The organism is Parvibaculum sp. (assembly GCF_035511255.1).
Classification (GTDB): domain Bacteria; phylum Pseudomonadota; class Alphaproteobacteria; order Parvibaculales; family Parvibaculaceae; genus Parvibaculum.
In genome coordinates this window covers 1-4065 of record NZ_DATKFR010000443.1, presented here as the reverse complement: position 1 = coordinate 4065, position 4065 = coordinate 1, and the positions used below count along the sequence as shown (strand labels likewise).

The 4065-nt window shown below is 64.7% G+C and carries 2 protein-coding genes; both read right to left on the bottom strand.

The window, feature by feature from the left end:
- Nucleotides 1-195: 195 nt before the first annotated feature.
- Nucleotides 196-3234, bottom strand: coding sequence for an autotransporter outer membrane beta-barrel domain-containing protein (locus VMR03_RS16650; protein ID WP_325407199.1), 3039 nt, complete (start codon nt 3232-3234; stop codon nt 196-198).
- A 254-nt stretch (nt 3235-3488) separates the two neighbouring features.
- On the bottom strand, nt 3489-4065 hold a 577-nt coding region (locus VMR03_RS16645; RefSeq protein WP_325407197.1), incomplete at its 5' end, for an SDR family oxidoreductase.

The window sequence follows — 4065 nt, the reverse complement described above, 5'->3', positions numbered from 1 at the left end:
AGCGGCGTGAGCGTCAAGACGAAGGCCGCCGCCAGGATGGTCGATATCTTCATGATGATTGTCCCCGAAAAATCCGATTCCGGAGACTAGCCGAAACGGATGTCAGGCGCATGTCGATCTCCGCGTCCGGAGACCGACATGCGCCCGGCCATCAGACTTCCGCCGCGCCGCCGTCGGCAATGGCCATGTGGCGGTTCAGAACGTCAAGGAGACATTCGCTGAAAGCGTATGGCTTTGCGCGTCGTCGGCGAGCAGGCCGGAATAGGTCGCCGAGATGGAGACGACATCCGAAAGCTTGTAACCAAGATCAAGTTCGGCGACGGCCGCGTCCCGCGCCAGCGGTACGCCTGCGACGGTGAAGGACGAACCGCTCGTGAAGTTCATCCGGCTCTCGGGTGCAAGGGTGCCGCCCGTATGCTGCCATCCTGCCATGGCCGAGAGGTCGAGCGGGCCGGCGAGCGGCGTCGCGGCGCGCAGGCCGAGCGTCGAGACGGGCCGGGTCTCGGTTTCGCCCGCGCCGGAGAGGCGCGCGTCGCCGCCGCTTTCGGCAAAGCTTTCCGTATGCGCGCGGACAACGGCGAGCGCCGCGAAAGGTTCGAGCGTCGCCTTGCCCATCGGCATCTCATAACCGAGTTCCGCGAAGCCCTGCAGCACGTCGCCATCATAGCTTGCGTCAGGATGGTCGCTGAAGGTTCCGATCGTCACGGAACGGTGGATGTCCAGATCGGCGGCGCTGTAGCCGACGCCGAGCTTCACGCGCAGCGCGCCGTAATGGGCGCCCGCATAGGCGAGAACATGGGCGGTCTTCGTCTTGCCGTGATCGGCGCGCGAGGCGAGCTCAAGATCGGTGTCGGTGTAGCCGAGGGCCGCGCCGATGGTCCAGTTCGCGCTGGCCATATCATCGAAGCCTATGAGAAGGCCGGCGGTGTCATGCGAAAGCTTGTCGGCATTGCCGTCTCCGTCGATGGTGCCCCAGTCGCCAAGCGCCTTCATCCAAAGGCCGCCGGTTCCGTCTTCGCGGCGATCGAGCCGCGAGAGGACGGCATCGCGCGGCAGGCGCGCATCGACCGTCATCGCGGCGCGGGCGGAGGCGTGAATCTCGCCCGAAAGCCGGTCGAACGCGTGGGGCGCTTCCGCCGCGCCGAGGGACAGGACGGCGAGATAGGCCTCGTTCGAGGGGGCCGCCGTGTCGAGGGCGCCGGCCGCCGCCTTTTCGTTCGGCGTGATGGCGACATCGGCGAAGGCGACGCTGTTGCGGTCCAGCGTCAGATAGACATTCTGCGCGTCATAGCTGAGGGCGGGCGTCAGAAAGGCGAAGCTGTCGAAAGAGGACGGGTAAGACAGGCCGTCGAAGTGGCTGTCGACGGGATCGATGCTGCCCGCCGTCAGGATGGTATATGTAGTCAAGGGCGCATAGATGCCACTCGCGGCGGAGACGTTGACCGTACCGGCGAGATGGGCGACGCCGGTGGCGATGATGCGGTCGGCATTGCCGGCAGCGTCGATCTCCACATCATAGGACGAACCCGTCATGAAGGAGACGGGGCCGCTGACGTTGATGGTGCCTATGGAGTTGCCCGGCGCGGCGGTGCCGCCGCTTTCGACGGTGAGGCCCGCAATCGTGCCGTTGCCGCCCAGCGTACCGCCATCGCCCACAGTGACGTCGCCGAGAAGCGTTCCGTTGACCGACAGCTTGCCGCCATCGATGTTCACGTCGCCCGTGAAGCCGCTGTCGTTCGACATGGTCCAGGTGCCGGTTCCCGTCTTCTCGATGATCTCGAAGTCGCGATACTGAGCGCTCGCACCTATCAGACCGAGGTCGAAGCTGCCGGAGCCCGCGAATTCCAGCGTATCGTCGCCGGCGCCCGCAAGGACGAGACCGGTGATCGTCGAATTGTCCTTGATGGTCAGGTGGTCGTCGCCCGCGCCGAAGAGAATGGCCGTATCGGATGAACTAGCCGCAGCGATTGTGCCGCTGTTGGTGACGGTCGCATCGCCGTCGCCAGTCTGGACGGCGACCGTTCCCGTGGTCGTGATCGAGCCGGTGTTGTCGAGGGTGTTGGTCGTGCCGTCGAGCAGAACGGCCGTGGCGTCCGCCGAGATCGTGCCGCTGTTGATGAGTTTGGCGTTGCCATTGGCGTTTTCCGCCCAGACGCCCGATTTTCCGTCGATCTTGCCGTCGTTTTCGACGGTCACACTGCCTTCCGGCGAACCGGCATGGATGCCGTAGTCGTCGGGGGAGTTGATGATGCCCGTTGCCGTGTTGGTCACCTTCACATCGCCGGCGATCAGCGAGAGGGCGTCGATGCCGTAGTGTCCCCCCGTCCCTACATCGGTGTGGGACGTGTCGTCATAGGCGTTCAACGTGCCGCTGTTCGTCACCGTCACGTCATCGGCGGCCCAGGCCTGAAGGGCATGATCGTCATAGGCTGTGGCGGTTCCCGAATTGTCGATCTCGACATTGCCATCGTCGGACCAGGCGACGAGGCCCTGCCGCGTCGTCGAGGTCACCGTGCCGCTATTGGTGATCTTGGCAAGGCCGTGATAGTCGACCGCGCGGGCGCCGGCGAGATAGGCGTCCACAGTGCCCTGATTGTCGATGCTGACGGTGACCGGATCGTCGGACGCATTGCTGTAGCCGCCATCGGCATAAAGGCCGCGCGCGTCATGGGCGGTGACATGGCCCTTGTTCGTAATCGTGACCGCGCCGTGATTGGTGGAGCCGGTGAGGCCGTCCGCGCCCGCGCCGCTCGCATCGACGGTCGCGGCGCTGTCGATGATGATGTTGCCCGAGGTGTCGTTGCGGACCCAGATGCCGCCAAAGCCGCCGACCGAGGTGATGCTGACGTCTTCGTTGGCGATCACCGTTGCGTTCCGGTCCGCCGCATAGGTTTGCATGATGACGCCGCTATAGTCGGGCTTGTTCAGCACCGTCGGTCCGGTCAGCGTGACGGTCTGGTCGAAGGGCCCGGTCGCGAGAGGATCGACCGTCAGTTCGACCGATGTGGTCGTGTAGCCGTCGAGCGTCACGGAGGAGGTGCCGGAGCCTGCGATGACCTGCACGTAGTCGCTGCCGCAATGTTCGGTCGTCAGCGTGCCGGTGGCAGTGCAGCTGCCGGCCGAAGCGGGCGACGGCAGGATGGCGGCGGCCGCGAGCATGGTTCCCTGAAGAAGGGCCGCCTTGAAGAGACGGCGGCGCGACGCAAGCACGGTTTCACGGACAATGAATTGCATGGAAATCCCCCAATGGCCGGCATCGCGAATGGACGCCGACTCAGCACCCGGAATCAGTTTTATTGAAGCGTTCATTTTAGCAAATGGAGCAGACGGCCAGTACCCCTGTTGACCCGAAATGGGTGATTCTTTTCCGGGACGACTCTGCCGGCCCGCACCGTTTCGCTTAGTTTGTCCGTCAGCGGATGAAAAACGCCCGCCGGTGCGCGGCACGGGCGGGCGTTTGCGTCAATGAGATGACGAACGGGTGACAATCAGACTTCCGCCGCGCCGCCGTCGCAGGGGATGACGGCGCCGGTCGTGTAGGCGGAGGCGCGCGACGAAAGGAAGATCGCGACGCCGGCGATGTCTTCCGGCGTGCCGATGCGCTTCCTCGGATTGCCGGCCTTGATCGCCTCGCCGAAGGTGTCGAGCGTCGCCTTCATCATCTGGCTCGGGAAGGGTCCGGGCGCGATCGCATTGACGAGGATGTTGTCGCCGGCGAGGCGGCCCGCAAGGTGGCGCGTCAGCATGATGCAGCCGGCCTTGGATGAGGAATAGGCATAGGTCTCGAGCTCCGGCGGCACGATGCCGTTGATCGAGGCGATGTTGATGATGCGCGACGGGTCGTCATAGGTCGCCGCCTTGCGCAGCAACGGCAGCAGCTTCTGCGTGACGAAGAAGGGACCCTTCAGGTTGATGTTCATCACCTTGTCCCAGCCGCTTTCGGAATACTGGTCGATCGGCTCGCCCCAGGCGGCGCCGGCATTGTTGACCAGGATGTCGAGCTTCTCCTCGCGCTTGGCGAGTTCGGCGGCGAGGCCTTCGATGCCGGCCACATTGCCGAGATCG

What these genes read in the sequence shown, in the direction of transcription:
- VMR03_RS16650 (WP_325407199.1), bottom strand. Translation starts at nt 3,234, where the DNA reads ATGCAATTCATTGTCCGTGAAACCGTGCTTGCGTCGCGCCGCCGTCTC.